Genomic DNA, 16,744 nt, shown 5'->3' with positions numbered 1-16,744 from the left:
TTAGAAAAGGGTTTACGATTTCGCGTCCTTCACATCTTGGGCGCGGCGGACGTCAATCTCGACGAGCGGCTTCAACAGCTTGACGACTGGCGAGCTGATAATGACCACGACCATCAAGAACGAGACGCCGAACAAGACGAGCAGCTGGAGCCACGATGTGGGCATGAAACCGGCCGGGACGAACGCCTTCCAGGCGACGACGAGGAAGACGTGCACCAAATAGACGTAGAGACTATACTTCCCGGCCCGGGTGAAGACCGGCAGTTCGCGCCCCGGGATCATCAAGGCGAAGCTGATCGCCATGAGCGTCGATACCGTATAGACGATTAGGAAGGCGAACGGCCCGCTCCAAATTGCCTCCGGCACCGCCGTCTCATAGGCGAACCGGAACTTGAACAAGTTACCGATGTGATAGAACGCACCTTCCTGTTGGAAGCTCATCGAGGCGAGCAACCCGAGCGTGAGCGTCGTGAAGACGGCAAAGCCGCCGATTCGGTAACAGTTGCGTTGCTCGGCCCGCTTCGGCAGTTCGAAGAAGTTCATCGTGTTCCGCTCGCTCATCCAGTTCCCGATCAAGAAGAACGGATAGAACATGATGACTTTCCGGAGCGCGAAGAACCCGGTCGACTCGGCTTGGAAGCCGAACAGGAGCGCGAACAGGAGCGCGAACAGCACGTATCCTTTCAATTGTGTCACGTACGGCGTGATGACATACCAGATGATGATCGCCATCAAATACCAGAGCGCCCAATACGGCGTCAAGATGTTCAACGCCGGATTCTCGAGCGACGTGAGCGGGATGCCCTCGGTGAAGGCGAACCATGAGCCGAGAATGACTTGCCAGATGACGTAGACGACAAACAGCTGGATGACACGTAAATAGCGGTTCTCCCGGAAGAAGTAGCCGCTCAACATGATAAAGAGCGGCATGTGGAACGTGTATAAAAATAAATAGACCCATTTCGGCAAGATGTCGTCGTAGGCACCGCGCACGTCGGTCAACAAGTGACCGAACACGACGAGCAAGACGAGCACGCCTTTAATATTATCGTACCAATGATTTCGCATGTCTTTCCCTCTAGTTCTGATTAGTTTTCTGATGTACTCTCTTTTTTGCCTCATCCATCATAGCCGATTTCTCGACGCGATGAAATTACGATTCGACAAAAAAGTGATGACTTCATTGTCATCATTCCCCGGATTCGCCTTCCGCAAGCCGAAACGTCAAGAAATCTTCATCCACTAGCAGGTTTCGCGCGTATTCAAATAGACGAGAGTGGGTACAGTATAGTATAGTAGTCTTACTAAATAATCAGAATATTCTAATAAAAGGAGGTGTGGAGAATGGCTTCCGTCATCCGTAACCGTCATCACATGGTACATGACCCGAAACGTTCATTCTCTAACTTCGGATTTTGGTGGTTCACCGGCGCCTTTTCCGTCGGACTGCTCATCGTCGCCTTCGAACCCATCCGGGAACGATTCACCGCCATCCATCCGATTCTATCTGTCCTATCGTTCGTGTTCATCTCGTTCGTCATCGGTGTCGCCATGAAGCTCGCCCGGGACGTCTGGTGGCTCAACTATCTGCTCGAGCACACGTCGAACCGGTATATGTACATTGGGGCGGATACGCTCCGCGGTTGGCAGTACACGCTCGACTCCATCTGGTTATTGACCCGCACGTCACAAAAAAAGCTCGGCCGATTGTATATCCAAATCGACCGAACCGTTCGTTCTGAAGAGGCGAAACGTCTGTTCGCCGCCTATTTGATTGATCGCGGTGTGCTCGTCGTCTATTCGAGACCACCAAAACCGAAGAAGATGGCTTAACCGAGAAACCGGGAAATCCAATCCCGGGCCGCCTCGACTTCCTCCATGCGAAGCTCATGCCCACCTCCGTGATAGAAGAGTTCGACGTCCGCTCCGGCACCCCGTAGCGTCGACGTGAGCTCTTCTGTTTCTGTTTGCGGGCAAATCGGGTCACGTTCCCCGGCCGAGATGAACACGTTCGCCCCCGTGAGGTCCGGCAACGTGAGCGAGCGGTCCGGGACCATCGGATGGAACAAGAGCGACGCGTGGAACGCGCTTTCCCGGTACAGTGCCGAGCCGATCAAGTTGGCCCCGTTCGAATAACCGAGCGGAATCATCTTGTCCCGGTCGATGCCGTACTCCGACGTTGCGTCATCCAAAAACGTCAAGAACCGCTCCGTCTGTTTCTTCAAGTCCTCGAGGTCGAGGACGCCTTCCGCGTGACGGCGGAAGAAGCGGGACATTCCGTTCTCAAGGACATCCCCGCGCAGCGTCAAGATGTTCGCCTCAGGGGCGAGGATGCGGGCGAGCGGAATCAAATCCTGTTCCGTCCCTCCTGTGCCGTGCAATAAAACGAGTGTCGTCTCGGTCGTGCCTTTAATGAATTGATGAATCATATGATCTCTCCTTTAGGAATCGTAATCGTCGGTAACGTACGGGTGATCGCCTCACGGTCTTGTTCGAACCAGGCCGGGAGCTTGAGCGTCGAGCCGAGGTCATCCATCCCCTCATCCACCAAAAAGCCAGGGGCATCGGTCGCCAGTTCATGCAAAATTCGGCCGCCGTCATGGAAGTAGACCGAGCGGAAGTAATGACGCTCTTTCACTTCGGTCGGGCGTAATCCGAGCTCGAAAATGGCATCTTGCCACGAGGCGTAGTCTGCCCCGTCGTTGATGCGCCAGGCGATGTGATGGACCGTACCCGAACCGGGAACCCCGTTCGGCAAGATGGTCTTTTTCACGTCGATGACGTTGCCATAGTCGGCCGTCGCCTCGAGGCGAATCCATTCTGAATCTTCCCCTACCGTCTCAAAGCCAAACAGTCCGGTCAACAGGCGGACCGTCGCCTCCGGGTCTTTCGACAGCAGCGTCGCCCCGGCGAACCCGGTGATTGCCTCGCGTGGCGTCACGCCCGGCACGACCCACTTGGTCTGTTTTGTGCTGGCCCGGGCGACGAGCTCGACGACGAGTCCGTCCGGGTCTTCAAACAAGAGCGACGGTTCACCGAAGCGCTCGGTCGCGACCGTGCCGACACCGTGGTCGTTCAATCGTTTCTCCCAGAACAAGAGACTGCCTTCCGGGACGAGATAAGCCGTGACACCGACCTGTCCGCTGCCAACGCTGCCTTTGCCGATACCAGGAATCGGGAAGAACGTGATGGCCGTCCCCGGCGAGCCTTGCTCGTCCCCGAAATAAAGGTGATACGTGCCCGGGTCATCGAAGTTGACCGTCTGTTTGACGAATCGAAGTCCGAGGACATTTCCGTAAAAATCGATCGTACGTTGTGGGTCTTTCACCATCGCCGAAATATGATGGATGCCCGCTGATTGTTTCGCCATGTCATGTCCTCCTTTTTTAATATCTTGATTTCAAGATAAATCATTTTCGAAGAAATGTGAAACTTTTTGCTCAACATGGCGTACGCTAGTAGTAGACACCTATAAGGAGGTACATACTATGACGTTACACATCGATCGTGTCTCGAAACAGTTCGGCGATTTCACAGCTGTCGACGACTTGAGCTTCCATGTCCCGAAAGGCGAGATGTTCGGCCTGCTCGGGGCGAACGGGGCCGGGAAGACGACGACGTTCCGCATGATCCTCGACATCCTCAAACCGAGTGCCGGAACAATCACGTGGGACGGCCGCAACGTCGACCATCGCATCGTCGGCTATTTGCCGGAAGAACGGGGACTGTATCCGAAGTCACCCGTCCGTGACCAGCTCGTCTTCTTGGCGAGCCTGAAAGGGATGCGCCAGGCCGAGGCGAAACGGGCCGTCAAGACGTGGCTTGAACGACTTGAGATCCCACAGTATGAGACGATGCGCGTCGAACAGCTGTCCAAAGGGAATCAGCAGAAGATTCAACTCGTGGCCGCCCTGCTCCACAACCCGGAACTGCTCATTCTCGATGAACCGTTCAGCGGCCTCGACCCGGTCAACGTCGAGATTTTGAAGCGTGAGGTGCTCGCCCTCCGTGACGCCGGGACGACAATCGTCTTCTCGAGCCACCGGATGGAACACGTCGAGGAGCTGTGCCAGCATATCGGCATCTTGAAAGGTGGACGTGCCGTCGTCAGCGGTGACGTCCCGACGATCAAGACCCGTTATGAGGAACCGGTGCTCTTCATCGAGACCGATCGGCCAGACCTGCTTCAAGCGCTCCCGGTCGTCCGAGCGGTCGAACCACATAAGGACGGCCATTTCGTCCGACTCGACTCGTTCGACGACAGCGATGCGGTACTCGGCGCCCTCGTGGCGAACGGTGCCGCCATCAAGACGTTCATGCGTCAACCCGTCTCATTAAACGACATCTTCATCAAGGAGGTCGGCCAACATGTTTCATAACTTCGGACCACTCTATTCGTTCACGTTACGCTCGAAATTGCGCTCGAAAGCGTTCCTCATCTCGACGCTGTTGACGATCCTGTTCATCTTCGGCTTCACGAACATCGACCGCCTACTCGCGAATTTCGAGGACACAGATCAGGCACAAGCCATCCTGGTCACCGACAACAACGAATTGACGACGCTCATGCAGTCGCTCGGCTATGAAGATATCGAATCGTCCGCCATCACCGAGTCCGAGGCACGCGCCGGGCTCGATAACGGGGACTATGAGATTGTTGCCTTCATCGAAGGAGATTCGGCCCGCGTCCTGTCGGAACGGCCGGAACCAGATTTCACGACTGTGCTTCAGACAGCGCTCCGAGAAGTCCGGAACGCCGAACTAATTGAGGCGTCCAATATCGACCCGACCGTCCTCGCGGCGTTGAACGAGCCCGTCACGGTCGAGGAATCATATCTCGGGCGCGGCGGAGAGAACTCGGACGAGCTGTTCTCGTCGTTCGCCTTCGTCTACGTCATGCTCATGTTGCTCTACGTCTCGATCATCACGTACGGGTCGATGATCTCGACCGAGGTCACGACCGAGAAATCGTCGCGCGTCATGGAGCTTATCATCTCGACGACACATCCGGTGACGCACATGCTCGCTAAAATCTCGGCCATCGGGACGCTCGCCCTGCTCCAAATCGCCATTTTCCTCGGCTTCGGTTACTTCAGCGCCCGCAGCAACGAGATGGCCCAGTCCGTCATCGACAACGCCGGAAACGTCCGCGCCGTCGTCTATCTATTGGCGTTCTTCACGCTCGGCTACCTGCTCTATGCGGCCATGTTCGCCGTGCTTGGCTCGCTCGTCAGCCGGGTCGAGGAGTCGCAACAGATGACGATGCCGGTCATCATGCTGCTCGTCGCCGGGTTCCTCGCCGCCATGTTCGGCTTGAACAATCCGGAGGCTCCGATCGTCACCATCCTGTCGTACGTGCCGTTCTTTACGCCGATGCTCATGTTCCTTCGCGTCATGCTCGTCGACGTGCCGGTATGGGAAGTCGCGTTATCGATTGGCATCATGATCGCCACGATCGGTGTGATTTTGTGGGTCGGCTCGAAGTTTTATCGCGGTGGTGTCTTGTTCTACGGCAACAATGCGATTAAACAATGGCGACAAATATTACAGAATCGACAATAACGTTTACAGCATTTTCGTTTTCGTATACTCTAAAGAATGTGCAAAATGAGGAGGAAACGAACTATGCGATCACGATTACTCGCAGCTTTAATCTTTACTTTCATGACGACGCTCACGACGTTCATCTGTTATACCGTCTTCTTGGACGCCGATGCGCTGTGGCAAATCTTGCTCGCATACGCAGGAAGCACGTTCCTCGGGACGCTCGCTTTTTGGTATCCGGTCAGCCGGCGTCCGGAGACGTCGCGGTTCGGCGGCGCGTGGATCGGCATTTTGATCACAGTGACGACGCTCATCGGGTTTACCGCAATCCGCTTCACCGTTCGCGGTGACGCCGCGTCCTTACTCGACTGGCAGACGATGCTCGCGAGCCTCGCCTATACGTTCGGTTACGTCGGCTGGGTGCTCACGATTCTCAATATCGTGCTCGGCTTCCTACTTGCCGGGACACGACCGAAAGTACGCTACGACGCGCGCATGGCGCGTTAACAGAAAACAGCCGTTCCTCGGAGCGGCTGTTTTTGTGTACATAAAAACCGTGGTCTCCCACGGCTGTCACTGCAATTTATACGATTTAGCGACGACCCCGAACTCCGTGTATTGGAACGAGTTGTCGACGAACTGGTCTGGTACGAGCCGCTCGATATAGCGAGCGAACGGGACGATCCGATGCGTCGGTTCGTGCGAGCGACCCAGGTCGAGCACAGCATCGACGAGCGCCTCGAGCGCTTGATGTGACGTCGGTTCCTCATCCTCGGCGAAGATGCGACGGAGTTCTTCCTCATGCATGAGGTCGAAGATGCGCATGCGCGCCTCGAGCTGCCGCTGCATGTCCTCGGGCGACTTGCCGTGCATCGCCTCATCGTAGGCGAGCTTCATCTGTTCGAGCTCCGGGACCGTCCCTTTCATGAGCACTTTGAGCGACTCACCTGTCCAAATATGACGGGCCAAATAGTTCGCGTCGATCTTGAGCGCCTCGGCGAGCGCCTCTATGTAAGGCATCGTCGGGTAGACTTCACTCAGTTCGGTCCGGCGAATAAAGTACGGGGCGACGCCGATGCGGTCGGCGAGTGCCTCGACCGAGATGCCGGCCCGCTCACGTAAAATTCGAATCCGATCCCCATACCCCCGATACGGTGCGTTCTTTCCATCCATGTGTCTCTCCCCCTCTCTTTTTAGTATAGTTCCCGAATCCATAAAAAAATACTCGGAAGCGTATGCCTCCGAGTAAAATGTTCAACTTATTTTTTCGTCAATTCGACGACTTCAGAAGAACCGGCTGTGACCGTGTCGCCTTCAGCAACGAGTTTGTTCACGCCAAAGCTGTCGTGGTTCGTGATGATCACCGGTGTGATCGTCGACGGCGCGTTCGCTTTGATGAAGTCAAGGTCGAATGTGACGAGCGTGTCGCCAGCTTTAACCGCTTGACCTTCTGTCACGTGCGTTTCGAAGCCTTCACCTTTAAGATTGACCGTGTCGAGACCGATGTGAATCAAGTACTCGGCACCGTTGTCAGCGTTTATCCCAATCGCGTGTTTTGTCGGGAAGACAGTTGCGATTGTACCATTGACCGGCGAGACGACTTTGCCGTCTGTCGGTTCGACGGCGATGCCGTCACCCATCATTTTTTGCGAGAACACTTGGTCAGGAACGTTCGTGATGTCAATGACCTTCCCTGTAAGCGGTGAAACCGCGTTAAGTTGTTCTTCTTTACCACCGAATAGTTTTTTAAAGAATCCCATAGCTTAATCCCTCCAACATGTTCTGTTAATCAAAGTCTTAGCTTTTATACCCGAAAAGCTTCCTCTTCAATCCCTACCCTATAAACGGTATAGTTGTAATAAGGTAGTGCGAATTCGTTTACACATCGTAAGAATACGAGTGTGCAATCGCTTTTGCAAGCCCTTTTTACACTTTATAAAAATTTCACATGATGGAGGCGCTTACAATGACGACTTTCACAAAATTGTCATATGAACGGCCCGACTTGGACGCTCTAAACAGCCGATTGTCGGACTATTCAGTCGAATTGCAACAAGCGAGCACACTCGAAGAAGCGAACGAATTGATTCGCCAAATCAACCAGGAACGGAACGAGTTCGAGACGCAAAGTCAGCTCGTCTCAATCCGCCACTCGATCGACACGCGCGATGCGTTCTACGAGGCCGAGCAGACGTTCTTTGACGATGCCTTGCCGGTGTATGAGAAAGAAGTACAGGCGTATTACCGCGTCTTGACGGAGCATGACCTCCGCAGTCAACTCGAACAGGAATGGGGCAGCCAATTGTTCGAACTCGCCGAGCGCGCACTCAAGACGTTCGAGGAGTCGCTCATCCCGAAACTGCAGGAAGAAAACCGATTGGCGACCGCCTATCAGAAAGTCATGTCGGCGGCTCAAATCGAGTTCGACGGCAAGACGCTCAACTTGTCACAGTTCGGCCCGTATCTGCAATCTCCTGACCGTTCAGTCCGAAAAGCGGCGTCCGAGGCCCGTTATACATATCTCGCCGACAACGACGACGAACTCGACCGCATTTATGGTGAACTCGTACGCGTCCGGACCGACATCGCTCACGCGCTCGGCTTCCCGTCGTTCGTAGAGCTCGGTTACGCCCGGATGCAACGTGTCGGCTATGACGAGTCAAACGTCGACAACTTCCGCAAGCAAGTGCGCGACGTCATCGTCCCGCTCGCAACGACGTTAAAAGAGAAACAGGCGAAACGGATCGGCGTCGACACGCTCACGTACTACGATGAGTCGTTCGTGTTCCCAGATGGCAACGCGACACCGAAAGGCGACGAGGCGTTCATCATCGAAGGCGGCAACACGATGTACCGCGAACTGTCGAAAGAGACGGACGAGTTCTTCCAGTTCATGCAACAGCGCGGCGCCCTCGACTTGACGGCGAAACCGGGCAAAGCCGGCGGCGGCTACTGCACGTATCTCCCGTCAGAAGGTCTCCCGTTCATTTTCTCGAACTTCAACGGCACGGCCGGCGATATCGACGTGCTCACGCACGAGGTCGGCCACGCTTTCCAAGTGTACGAAAGCCGTCATTTGACGACACCGGAATACGCGTTCCCGACATACGAGGCGTGTGAGATTCACTCGATGTCGATGGAGTTCTTCTGCTGGCCATGGATGGAACTGTTCTTCGGCGACCAAGTCGACAAATACAAGTTCAACCACTTGGCCGGAAGCATCACGTTCTTGCCGTACGGCGTCCTCGTCGATGAGTTCCAGCACGTCGTCTACCGGAATCCGGACATGACGGCCGCTGAACGTCGCCAGGCATGGCGTGACCTGGAGAAGGTGTACCTCCCGCACCGTGACTATGAGACGAACGACTATCTCGAGTCGGGCGCTTGGTGGCACCAACAAGGACACATCTTCCAGAGCCCGTTCTATTATATCGACTACACGCTCGCGCAAGTGTGTGCCTTCCAGTTCTGGGTGCGCATGCATGAGAACCGTGAAGCGGCGTGGAGCGATTATCTCACGCTCTGCCAAGCCGGCGGCAGCCGCTCGTTCCTCGAGCTCGTCGAATTGGCCGGCCTCAAGTCGCCGTTCGAGGACGGCGTGTTGAAACAGACGATTGGACAGATTGAAGATTATCTGTTGAAACATCCGTTAGCGAACTAAAACGAACCCACTCACGTCACGGTGAGTGGGTTTTCGCGTTCTAGGCCGAGCATGGCACCAACGTATTGTGAGGCCGTCATAAAGGCGATGAAGGCGCATAGCTCACTGATCTCCGCATCCGTGAAGACGTCTTGGAGCACACGAATCGATGAGGCGGGCGTCTTGCCTTTCAGTTGTAAAAACACCTCGGCGAACCCGACGGCGAGTGCTATCCGTTCATCGAATACATCTGGTTCAGGTTTTCCTTTCGCCCGGCAATAGTCACACCCGTTCTGTTGGGCGAGCGTCCGTCGCACTTGTTCTTTCAACGCGGCGGATAGTTTCCCGTCGCTCGTCAACGTGTCACCGAGCGCGGACCATTGCGTCATCACATCTTCGTTATGCCCGAGCAATCGCTCGAACGGCGTCTTTCCGATACTAGCTGGTTGGATTCGACTCATCTCAACACCTCCTATCCGTAGTATAGAAGGTGACAACAAGAATTCCCATTTCATTCATAACGAGTTCACGGTATAATACATGGCATATGAAACGAGATGAGGAGGATTTCTTTCCATGCTGAAAATTGACGACACAGACCGGCTCATTCTGGCTGAATTGACTTCAGACAGCCGTCTCTCGATGAGCGAACTCGGACGTCGTATCAACTTATCGGCCCCGTCCGTCGGTGAACGGGTCCGCCGGCTTGAATCGTTCGGCGTCATCAAAGGCTATACAATCGAGGTCGACCATGAATTGCTCGGTCAACCGATTCAATGTCTGATCGAGGCGACCGTGAAGAACGGGAACTATGAGGCGTTCACTCAGTTTTTGGGTCAGCAATCGAACGTGTCGTTCTGTTATCGCATCTCTGGGAGTGCCTGCTATATGCTAAAGATGCAATTCGCAACGTTCGCCGAGGCCGAGCAGTTCATCGATGCGGCCATCCCGTATGCACAGACCGAGACACGGTTCATCTTTTCAGAGGTCGACTTTAAAAACAAGTGAGCCCCAGCAATGGGACTCACTTGTTTTCGTTAAATGACGTCGAGCGGTTCCTTCCCACTCGGTGGCGGGAATGCCTCGTCGAGCGCGTTGAGGTCGTCCTCGCTCAAGTTGAGCAGCATCGCGGCCCCGTTCTCTTCGACGTGGGCTTTCTGACCTGCTTTCGGGATGGCGATGACGTTGCCGCTCCGCACTGTCCACGCGAGTAAAATTTGGGCCGGTGTCGCACTGTACGCTTTGGCGATCCGGTTCACCGTCTCATCGTTGAAGACTTTCTCTTTCACATCGCTTCCTTCGGCGAGTGGGGCGTAAGCCATCATCGGGATGCCTTGCTCTTGTAAAAATGGCAACAAGTCGTATTCGACGCCGCGGCTGCCGAGATGATACAACACTTGGTTGACCGCACAATGCTTCCCGTTCGGCAACGCGAGCAGTTCCTTCATGTCGTCGACATCGAAGTTCGAGACACCCCACGCCCGAATCTTTCCGTCCGCCTTCAATTGCTCGAGTCCATCGACCGTCTCCTCGAGCGGGATGTTCCCGCGCCAATGGAGCAAATAGAGGTCAAGATAATCGGTACCTAGCCGTTCGAGCGTGGCGTCACACGCCTGGATGAGCTTGTCGCCCCCGGCGTTATGTGGATACACTTTCGACACGAGGAACACGTCTTCCCGCCGGTCTTGGATTGCTTCGCCGACGAGCGCCTCCGATTTTCCTTCCCCGTACATCTCTGCCGTATCGATGACGTGTAATCCGCAGTCGAGTCCCGTCCGGAGTGCCTCGATCTCGGCATCCCGTTTCGATTCGTCTTCCCCCATGCGCCACGTGCCTTGTCCAAGGACTCTCATTTCACGGCCGTCCGGCAGTTCAGCCACGTGTTGTTTCAGTGCCGCCAATATCAATGTGTGTGGTATGCGGTTCATGCCATCTCCTCCTTCGTCCATTGTTCATGTAACGGCCCGGTCGTCCCGAAGACGGGATCGGTCGCCGGCTTGTCGACTCGTTCGATACGCAGCACATTGTCCGGCCGTTCTTCTGGTTTCCCCGTCAACGTGTCGTAGTCACGACCTTCTGGATACGCGCCGACGATGGCGAAGTCCTCACTCGCCTCGAGACGGCGATGTCCCGTCCCGGCCGGTAAAATCAAGACATCCCCCGCTTGAAGCGAGACGAGGTCTCCTGTCGCACCGCCGAGTTGGACCGTCGCCCGGCCTGACTTCACACCGAGCACTTCATGCGTGTTGCTGTGATAGTGGTGATAATCGAACACACCATTGACCCAGCTGTTGCCCCATCCGTTATGTTCGAACGTCGCCTGTATGCCGTTCGTCTCGTCGAACACGCCCCGGTATAACAGCACCGGAAAATCTGGATTGTTCGGGATTGACCCGTCGTCTTCAAATCGATATGTCTTCACATCCATGATTGTCCCCTCCTTTGTCTCTTGTGACTGTACCCGACATGAGGCAACAAAAAACGGCTGCTCGGCATGAGCAACCGTTTCGTCAGGAGATGACGTCTTCCCCTGTCTGTTCAATATGACCTTCGCCCCAGGCACACATCGCATCCAAAATCGGTTGGAGCGACCAACCGTAGTCGGAGAGGGAATAGACGACTTTCGGCGGGACTTGTTCATATACCGTGCGGATGATGACACCGTCCGCCTCGAGCTCGCGCAACTGTTGCGTGAGCATTTTTTGCGTGATGTTCGGCATGAGCTTTTTCAATTCGCTCGTCCGGCGTTCCCCTTTAATCAAATGACACATGATGACGACTTTCCATTTGCCGCCGATGACGTCGAGCGTCGCCTCGACCGGGATGTTGTATGGCATGAAGGTTCCTCCTTGTGGACCGAGATAGGTACTTTTCAGTGCCTATCGTACTTGAAAGTGCGTACTTCCCAACTGGTTTCGATGGACTTATGATAGCAACTGTAGCCCAGCAATACAAGTCCATCTGGCCAGTAATCTCCTCTTGAGACAGTAAGGTTCTTTTTTGACCGTACTGAACGAAATGGAGGATGGCAGAGACTTAGGCTACTTCGAGACGAAGGCCCCTCGTCTTCCCAACCCAACTTTAGGAGGAACTACTCATGAATCAACCGTACACGCAGCCTGTCGACGAACAGGCACCTAAAAGCGGAGGGTTGGCACTGCTCGCCCTCGCCATCAGCGCTTTCGGCATCGGGACGACCGAATTTGTCCCGGTCGGATTGCTCGCCTCGATCGCCAGTGACTTAAATATCGGCATCACGCTCGCCGGACTCATCATCTCCGGTTATGCCATCGGCGTCGCCGTCGGTGCCCCAATCTTGACGGCACTGACGAATCGGATGAATCGCAAGACGTTGCTCATGACACTCATGGTCGTCTTTATCGGCGGGAACTTGGTCTCTGCCTTGTCGATCAGCTTTGAGCTATTGATTGCCGCCCGGTTCATCACCGCGTTCGCACACGGTGTCTTCTTCTCCATCGGGGCCACCATCGCCGTGCAACTCGTGCCACCGCATAAAAAAGCGAGTGCGATCGCACTCATGTTTACCGGTTTGACCGTCGCGACCGTCACCGGCGTCCCGCTCGGCACGTTCATCGGCCAAGCGTTCGGCTGGCGCGCCACGTTCTTCGCCGTCGCCGCACTCGGAATCGTCTCGATTATCGCCAGCTTCTTCTTGATCCCGAAAGATTTGAAACAGTCACCACCCGCAAAGTTCTCCGATATGAAGAAACTGCTCACGAACGGCCGCATCCTACTCGGCTTCTTGATCACCGCACTCGGTTATGGCGGAACGTTCGTCGCCTTCACGTACTTGACACCAATCATGCAGGACGTGACGAACATCAGCCCAAGCTTGATCAGTATCGTCCTACTCGTTTACGGTATCGCTGTCGCCATCGGTAACTGGGCGGGCGGCAAGTTCGCCAATGAAGATCCGGCCAAGGCGTTGTTCTATATGTTCATCGTCCACGCCGCCGTCATGATTGGCATGTCGTTCATGATTCCGTTCAAAATCGCGGGTCTGATGGCCATCGTCTTGATGGGACTGCTCGCCTTTATGAACGTACCTGGACTTCAGCTGTATATCGTCCAATTGGCTGAAAAATATGTACCAGCCGCGGTCGATGTCGCGTCGGCGCTCAACATCGCCGCCTTCAACATCGGTATTGCGCTCGGTGCGACCATCGGTGGCCTCGTCGCCGACTCGATTGGTCTTGTCCACACCCCTTGGGTCGGTGGTATCATGGTCATCCTCGCTGTCATCTTGACCGCCGTCTCACGTCGTTTGGAAGCGAACTAAGGAGGAGCATATGTTCAACAATCACAAAAGCTACAATCGGATGTATCGGGAGGGCGAGCTCACGCTCGGCCTCCACATCCCGTTAGAAAATTTCAAGATGCGCACCCCGACGCTCGAGCGTCAAGTCGAGCTCGCTCAACAAGCAGATGACTATGGCTTCACCGCGCTCTGGCTTCGGGACGTCTTATTGAAAGACCCGAACTTCTTGGACCCGGCCGTCGGTCAGATTTACGACATGTTGATTTACTGGACGCACTTGCTCGGGCAAACGAAAAACATCGCGCTCGGCACGTCCGCGCTCGTCTTGCCGCTCCGTCACCCGCTCCGTTCGGCGAAAGAAGTCGCGACGATCGAGGCGTTGTTCCCGGAACGCTTGATTCTCGGGATCTCGTCGGGCGACCGTCGAGCCGACTTCAAAGGACTCGGAATCGACCATCCGACGCGTGGCGCGTTGTTCAAGGAGTCGCTCCGTGTCATGGAGCAGGCGCTCTATCACAACTATCCGACCATCGACTCCCTGTACGGCGAGGTGCACGAGGCGACGCTCGTCCCGCGTCCGAAGAAGCGCATCCCGACGATGATCACCGGGTTCGCACAACAAGACATGGATTGGCTCGGGCAACACGGGGACGGCTGGATGTATTATCCGCAGGCCCCGTTCGCCCAAGAGCAAGTGCTCACCGCTTGGCGTGAAGCAGGTCAGACATATGGCAAAGGCTTCCGACCGTTCTCGATGCCGATGCACCTCGACTTATCACACGACCCGGACGAACTGCCGACGCCGATTCGGCTCGGCTTCCGCATCGGGCGCAACCCGTTAATCAAACTGCTCGAGGCGTACCGGGGCATCGGCGTCAATCACTTGTTCTTCGCTTTGTTCGACGGACAACGTCCAGCCGACGAGGTCATCGAAGAGCTCGGCGAGTATGTGCTCCCACATTTCCCGCCGCTTTCATAATACTCACGTACTCAAAAAGACGACTTCGCTAAGTGGAAGTCGTCTTTTGCGTTACAGCCAATGGCTCGGTCGCATGTAACCAAGCGCCAGTTTCGTATCCCGGTCCCCGTTCATCGCGTTCACTTGCATCTGTGTCAAAAACAGACTGTCGATTAACACCGCTCCCCGCACGTCGAGATCTCGTACGTCGGCACCCATGAAGTCGACATACGACAGGTCCTGGCCGCTCAAGTTAGCGCCAATCAACAAGGCACCCCGGTAACACGTTCCTCTCACATCATGTCGGCTCACGTTTCGTCCAATCAAATCGGCACGGTCTTGCTCGTGTAGGGGCGTCAACGTCAGGCCGACCTGTTTCAATCCATTCGCGCGTATATGCTGACTCAGTCGGACGAACAAGGGACGAGCCCGTTGTCGGAACGCCATCAGCGCCGTCCCGGTCAACTGTTCAGGCGGAGACTCACGGAACAACAGCAGTTCTTCCAATAGCGTCTCGAGTAACCGGGCATCGCCCTCTGGGATGTCTCGGCTCAGGATGTCACTTATGTAGAGCAGCAACTCGTGGACTTGGCTCATGATTGGCACTATCGCGAACATGCGCGGCCCATCGACCTCCCCCTCTCGCCAGCTTCGTCCGTGAAACGTCACTTGTGACACGAACTGCCCGGCCCCGAGACAGTCATACACCGTACATCCTTTGAAGCCCCGCTCGCGCAGTTCTGAATGGATGTTACAGGCATACGATTCTGCCAAATGGACACACGGCTGTCCCGCCGGTTTATTGATGGGAAAATCCTCAGACTTCAAATAGTGGAACGCCACACAACAGAGACCGAAACAGTTCGCACAATTCGGTTTGAGCGATTCACGCAGCGTATTCAGATCGGGCATCGTCATCCATTGTCACTCCTTCCTCGTACATTTTGACTCTATACGTACAAGTATAAGGAATGTCCCAATTTTTACACAGGCTTTATTCAATTAAGGTTACCTTCATCCTTCTCTCCATAAAGCAGCTGCTCTCTCGCTCGCCTTTTCTCTTCTGCCTCGGATATTTCTTTGTAAAGCTCAATTACGGCATCGAACGAGCTTTCGACGTCGATGCGCTGTTCCAACAGTTGATCAACATAGAATCCGTGGCGCAAATCTTCGAGGTAGAGCTCCGCTGTTTGATTGAACATCATCTCAAACTGCTCTTTTGCGTCTTGAATCTCGTCATGGGGTTCCTTATCCGTTAAAAGTTGCTGGTCGAAAGGGTCTGTTGAATGAATGAGTTCGTCCCACTCTTCCGGTGACAGTCTGGCTTTCCAATAATCATAGCCTGATTCAAAGCGTTGCAACGGTTGACCGGACGGAAACGACTTTTCGGCATACGCTTCGTACAGCTTAAGCCAATGCTCGAAAAACCACTTAATCATCGCCATGTCCCAGTCCATGAACATCTCTGATTTGTCTTGTTCGACATATTGGACCCTTCCGCCTTGATACGTCACCTCGTAACGAATCGTTCCTTGAATGGACTCGTCGCGATAAAACATGTCATCGCGATACTCTATGTCATCTAAATCGAGATTTGCCGGTTTCTCATACGCTTCGAGCGCACTCGCAAGCGATTGGACCGCTCCTGTCGTCACATCGGTGAACGTCACTTCAATCCGCTCGATAGTTCGGGGTGTCTCGATGATTCCTTCGTTGTAACAGACGGCCAACACGAGCGGTCGTAGGCTGTCCGTCGAATCGGGAATGACCATCCATTCATGCAGCAGCGGGTCATGGTAGTACCCCTCTTTGATTAACGATTCTGTGTTATGGGCATCATTTTCAATAATTGAATACAACAGAACGTCGAGGGGTTCAATTTCACCGTATGGGATGACCCCATAGAAGTTCTCTTCAATTTCGTCACCCGTCCGGAAGTCACGACCGCTGCGCCACTCCACGATAAAGCGCCATCGCTCGACGAGCCACCATACCCACTCACCGCCGCTCATACCGGTTTGCCATTCATTCCGTTCATGAGTAACCCACTCGTCTTTGTCGTACGAAACGGACTGAGAGGTTCCGTCCTGGTAGCGGACCTGATAGGTGAAAATGCCATGTAACGTGTCACGATGAAGCAACGAATAGGCGGATTCATTCATAAACAGCATGAAATCGATGAAGTTCACTGCTTCCTCAGACCCTGCCTCTTGAAACCATAGCTCAATCGATTCAATGATTCGTGGTTCCATCTATAGTTCGCCTCCCCGTTACTTGTATTCGCACATACAAAAACCAACCCGCTTCCACACGGGTTGGTCCG

General features: G+C 54.6%; 19 protein-coding genes. 8 read left to right on the top strand and 11 right to left on the bottom strand.

Annotated elements, in window-relative coordinates; genetic code table 11:
* Nucleotides 1–12: 12 nt before the first annotated feature.
* Nucleotides 13–1,068: an acyltransferase family protein gene (locus KNP83_RS03020; protein WP_214760429.1), complete on the bottom strand. Its 1,056-nt coding sequence runs from the start codon at nt 1,066–1,068 to the stop codon at nt 13–15.
* A gap of 276 nt (nt 1,069–1,344) precedes the next feature.
* Between KNP83_RS03020 and KNP83_RS03015 the strand changes: the two genes are divergently transcribed.
* Complete coding sequence (locus tag KNP83_RS03015; protein ID WP_214760427.1) at nt 1,345–1,833, top strand: hypothetical protein; 489 nt, start codon at nt 1,345–1,347, stop codon at nt 1,831–1,833.
* Here KNP83_RS03015 and KNP83_RS03010 read toward each other — a convergent pair.
* Together KNP83_RS03010 and KNP83_RS03005 are read right to left on the bottom strand one after the other, a co-directional pair.
* Nucleotides 1,830–2,429: an alpha/beta hydrolase gene (locus KNP83_RS03010; RefSeq protein WP_214760425.1), complete on the bottom strand. Its 600-nt coding sequence runs from the start codon at nt 2,427–2,429 to the stop codon at nt 1,830–1,832. The genes KNP83_RS03015 and KNP83_RS03010 overlap by 4 nt on opposite strands.
* Nucleotides 2,426–3,370, bottom strand: a complete 945-nt coding sequence (locus KNP83_RS03005; RefSeq protein ID WP_214760423.1) for a VOC family protein — start codon at nt 3,368–3,370, stop codon at nt 2,426–2,428. Before KNP83_RS03005 ends, KNP83_RS03010 begins: the two co-directional genes overlap by 4 nt.
* A gap of 118 nt (nt 3,371–3,488) precedes the next feature.
* Between KNP83_RS03005 and KNP83_RS03000 the strand changes: the two genes are divergently transcribed.
* The 3 genes from KNP83_RS03000 to KNP83_RS02990 all read left to right on the top strand — a co-directional run bounded on the left by KNP83_RS03000 (nt 3,489) and on the right by KNP83_RS02990 (nt 6,051).
* A complete protein-coding gene (locus KNP83_RS03000; protein ID WP_214760421.1) occupies nt 3,489–4,379 on the top strand; it encodes an ABC transporter ATP-binding protein in 891 nt (296 codons plus the stop codon).
* The gene (locus tag KNP83_RS02995; protein ID WP_214760419.1) at nt 4,369–5,562 is read left to right on the top strand and encodes an ABC transporter permease; all 1,194 of its coding nucleotides are present in this window, start codon (nt 4,369–4,371) and stop codon (nt 5,560–5,562) included. Before KNP83_RS03000 ends, KNP83_RS02995 begins: the two co-directional genes overlap by 11 nt.
* A gap of 63 nt (nt 5,563–5,625) precedes the next feature.
* Nucleotides 5,626–6,051 (top strand): hypothetical protein, encoded by a 426-nt coding sequence (locus KNP83_RS02990; RefSeq protein ID WP_214760416.1) that lies wholly within the window; start codon nt 5,626–5,628, stop codon nt 6,049–6,051.
* A gap of 66 nt (nt 6,052–6,117) precedes the next feature.
* Here KNP83_RS02990 and KNP83_RS02985 read toward each other — a convergent pair whose 3' ends face one another.
* Nucleotides 6,118–6,717 carry a helix-turn-helix domain-containing protein gene (locus tag KNP83_RS02985; RefSeq protein ID WP_214760414.1) on the bottom strand — a complete coding sequence of 200 codons (600 nt, stop codon included), beginning with the start codon at nt 6,715–6,717 and terminating at the stop codon, nt 6,118–6,120.
* Nucleotides 6,718–6,803: 86 nt separating this feature from the next.
* Entirely contained in the window at nt 6,804–7,304 is a 501-nt protein-coding gene (locus tag KNP83_RS02980) for a PTS sugar transporter subunit IIA (RefSeq protein ID WP_029594982.1), read from the bottom strand.
* Nucleotides 7,305–7,510: 206 nt separating this feature from the next.
* Here KNP83_RS02980 and KNP83_RS02975 point away from each other — a divergent pair, with 206 nt between their 5' ends.
* Complete coding sequence (locus KNP83_RS02975) at nt 7,511–9,205, top strand: M3 family oligoendopeptidase (RefSeq protein ID WP_214760412.1); 1,695 nt, start codon at nt 7,511–7,513, stop codon at nt 9,203–9,205.
* Nucleotides 9,206–9,216: 11 nt separating this feature from the next.
* Here the strand turns inward: KNP83_RS02975 and KNP83_RS02970 are convergent, their stop codons facing one another.
* Nucleotides 9,217–9,645 (bottom strand): carboxymuconolactone decarboxylase family protein, encoded by a 429-nt coding sequence (locus KNP83_RS02970; RefSeq protein WP_214760410.1) that lies wholly within the window; start codon nt 9,643–9,645, stop codon nt 9,217–9,219.
* Between the two features lie 118 nt (nt 9,646–9,763).
* Here KNP83_RS02970 and KNP83_RS02965 point away from each other — a divergent pair, with 118 nt between their 5' ends.
* Entirely contained in the window at nt 9,764–10,192 is a 429-nt protein-coding gene (locus KNP83_RS02965) for an Lrp/AsnC family transcriptional regulator (protein WP_214761625.1), read from the top strand.
* A 29-nt stretch (nt 10,193–10,221) separates the two neighbouring features.
* Here the strand turns inward: KNP83_RS02965 and KNP83_RS02960 are convergent, their stop codons facing one another.
* The 3 genes from KNP83_RS02960 to KNP83_RS02950 form a co-directional block, all read right to left on the bottom strand.
* Entirely contained in the window at nt 10,222–11,112 is an 891-nt protein-coding gene (locus KNP83_RS02960; protein WP_214760408.1) for an aldo/keto reductase, read from the bottom strand.
* Entirely contained in the window at nt 11,109–11,612 is a 504-nt protein-coding gene (locus KNP83_RS02955) for a cupin domain-containing protein (RefSeq protein WP_214760407.1), read from the bottom strand. The genes KNP83_RS02960 and KNP83_RS02955 overlap by 4 nt, the downstream gene beginning before the upstream one ends.
* A gap of 82 nt (nt 11,613–11,694) precedes the next feature.
* Nucleotides 11,695–12,021: a winged helix-turn-helix transcriptional regulator gene (locus KNP83_RS02950; protein WP_021066521.1), complete on the bottom strand. Its 327-nt coding sequence runs from the start codon at nt 12,019–12,021 to the stop codon at nt 11,695–11,697.
* Between the two features lie 260 nt (nt 12,022–12,281).
* On the opposite strand from KNP83_RS02950, the gene KNP83_RS02945 reads away from it, so the two are divergent.
* Nucleotides 12,282–13,484 carry an MFS transporter gene (locus KNP83_RS02945; protein ID WP_214760405.1) on the top strand — a complete coding sequence of 401 codons (1,203 nt, stop codon included), beginning with the start codon at nt 12,282–12,284 and terminating at the stop codon, nt 13,482–13,484.
* A 10-nt stretch (nt 13,485–13,494) separates the two neighbouring features.
* Nucleotides 13,495–14,442, top strand: a complete 948-nt coding sequence (locus KNP83_RS02940) for an LLM class oxidoreductase (RefSeq protein WP_214760402.1) — start codon at nt 13,495–13,497, stop codon at nt 14,440–14,442.
* 51 nt (nt 14,443–14,493) lie between these two features.
* Here KNP83_RS02940 and KNP83_RS02935 read toward each other — a convergent pair whose 3' ends face one another.
* Both KNP83_RS02935 and KNP83_RS02930 read right to left on the bottom strand, forming a co-directional pair.
* The gene (locus tag KNP83_RS02935; protein ID WP_214760400.1) at nt 14,494–15,339 is read right to left on the bottom strand and encodes a pentapeptide repeat-containing protein; all 846 of its coding nucleotides are present in this window, start codon (nt 15,337–15,339) and stop codon (nt 14,494–14,496) included.
* 80 nt (nt 15,340–15,419) lie between these two features.
* On the bottom strand, nt 15,420–16,673 hold the full coding sequence (locus KNP83_RS02930; RefSeq protein WP_214760397.1) for a hypothetical protein: 1,254 nt from the start codon (nt 16,671–16,673) through the stop codon (nt 15,420–15,422).
* Nucleotides 16,674–16,744 lie beyond the last annotated feature (71 nt).

Origin of the sequence: Exiguobacterium sp. s146, from assembly GCF_018618415.1 — a bacterium.
Lineage (GTDB): Bacteria > Bacillota > Bacilli > Exiguobacteriales > Exiguobacteriaceae > Exiguobacterium.
The sequence above is the reverse complement of the archived record's forward strand: the minus strand, read 5'-3'. Positions and strand labels throughout refer to the sequence as shown.

Coding starts and splice junctions, on each gene's coding strand:
- KNP83_RS02940 (WP_214760402.1), top strand. CDS start 13,495: ATGTTCAACAATCACAAAAGCTACAATCGGATGTATCGGGAGGGCGAG.
- KNP83_RS02970 (WP_214760410.1), bottom strand. CDS start 9,645: ATGAGTCGAATCCAACCAGCTAGTATCGGAAAGACGCCGTTCGAGCGA.
- KNP83_RS02980 (WP_029594982.1), bottom strand. CDS start 7,304: ATGGGATTCTTTAAAAAACTATTCGGTGGTAAAGAAGAACAACTTAAC.
- KNP83_RS02960 (WP_214760408.1), bottom strand. CDS start 11,112: ATGAACCGCATACCACACACATTGATATTGGCGGCACTGAAACAACAC.
- KNP83_RS03015 (WP_214760427.1), top strand. CDS start 1,345: ATGGCTTCCGTCATCCGTAACCGTCATCACATGGTACATGACCCGAAA.
- KNP83_RS02975 (WP_214760412.1), top strand. CDS start 7,511: ATGACGACTTTCACAAAATTGTCATATGAACGGCCCGACTTGGACGCT.
- KNP83_RS03010 (WP_214760425.1), bottom strand. CDS start 2,429: ATGATTCATCAATTCATTAAAGGCACGACCGAGACGACACTCGTTTTA.
- KNP83_RS03000 (WP_214760421.1), top strand. CDS start 3,489: ATGACGTTACACATCGATCGTGTCTCGAAACAGTTCGGCGATTTCACA.
- KNP83_RS02985 (WP_214760414.1), bottom strand. CDS start 6,717: ATGGATGGAAAGAACGCACCGTATCGGGGGTATGGGGATCGGATTCGA.
- KNP83_RS02995 (WP_214760419.1), top strand. CDS start 4,369: ATGTTTCATAACTTCGGACCACTCTATTCGTTCACGTTACGCTCGAAA.
- KNP83_RS02950 (WP_021066521.1), bottom strand. CDS start 12,021: ATGCCATACAACATCCCGGTCGAGGCGACGCTCGACGTCATCGGCGGC.
- KNP83_RS02955 (WP_214760407.1), bottom strand. CDS start 11,612: ATGGATGTGAAGACATATCGATTTGAAGACGACGGGTCAATCCCGAAC.
- KNP83_RS02990 (WP_214760416.1), top strand. CDS start 5,626: ATGCGATCACGATTACTCGCAGCTTTAATCTTTACTTTCATGACGACG.
- KNP83_RS02945 (WP_214760405.1), top strand. CDS start 12,282: ATGAATCAACCGTACACGCAGCCTGTCGACGAACAGGCACCTAAAAGC.
- KNP83_RS03005 (WP_214760423.1), bottom strand. CDS start 3,370: ATGGCGAAACAATCAGCGGGCATCCATCATATTTCGGCGATGGTGAAA.
- KNP83_RS03020 (WP_214760429.1), bottom strand. CDS start 1,068: ATGCGAAATCATTGGTACGATAATATTAAAGGCGTGCTCGTCTTGCTC.
- KNP83_RS02935 (WP_214760400.1), bottom strand. CDS start 15,339: ATGACGATGCCCGATCTGAATACGCTGCGTGAATCGCTCAAACCGAAT.
- KNP83_RS02930 (WP_214760397.1), bottom strand. CDS start 16,673: ATGGAACCACGAATCATTGAATCGATTGAGCTATGGTTTCAAGAGGCA.